Below are 460 nucleotides of genomic sequence, written 5' to 3' on the forward strand. Positions count from 1 at the left end.
ACCTACCTAGGGTTATTGTCTGGCTTATAATAGCATAGCTAGGCGTCTCAATTGTTGAATAAAGTAAGACATGACGCAGAGCATCGACTCTAAAACTGCCTGTATCTCTCTATTAAATACCTTAGATTAACACACCAAGTGCAACGCTAATTAATATTATAGAACGCCTGCATAGGCGTTTTAAACCCTAAGCGTTTTCTTGGTCTGTTATTTAGTTTGTTCTCAATGTCCTGCATCTCATCATCAGAGACTTGTCTAAAGTCACAGCCTTTAGGCAGATACTCTCTGATCAAGCCGTTGGTATTTTCGTTGGTTCCTCGCTGCCATGACGCATAAGCATCGGCAAAGAAGAAAGGACTAAAGAGCTTTTGTTTCACCTTCTTATGCTGAGCAAACTCTTTACCATTGTCAGAGGTAATGGTCTTAACCTGCAACCTCACTGGCGCTAAGAGTTCTATCA

Annotated in this window: 1 protein-coding gene; it reads right to left on the bottom strand. The window is 41.1% G+C overall.

Annotation, left to right across the window (positions count from 1 at the left end; all coding sequences use genetic code 11):
• Positions 1-146: 146 nt before the first annotated feature.
• On the bottom strand, positions 147-460 hold a 314-nt coding region (locus tag AAEZ03_RS25900), incomplete at its 5' end, for an IS30 family transposase (protein ID WP_350582585.1).

This window comes from Pseudomonas sp. HY2-MNA-CIBAN-0224 (assembly GCF_040310285.1).
Classification (GTDB): domain Bacteria; phylum Pseudomonadota; class Gammaproteobacteria; order Pseudomonadales; family Pseudomonadaceae; genus Aquipseudomonas; species Aquipseudomonas helleri.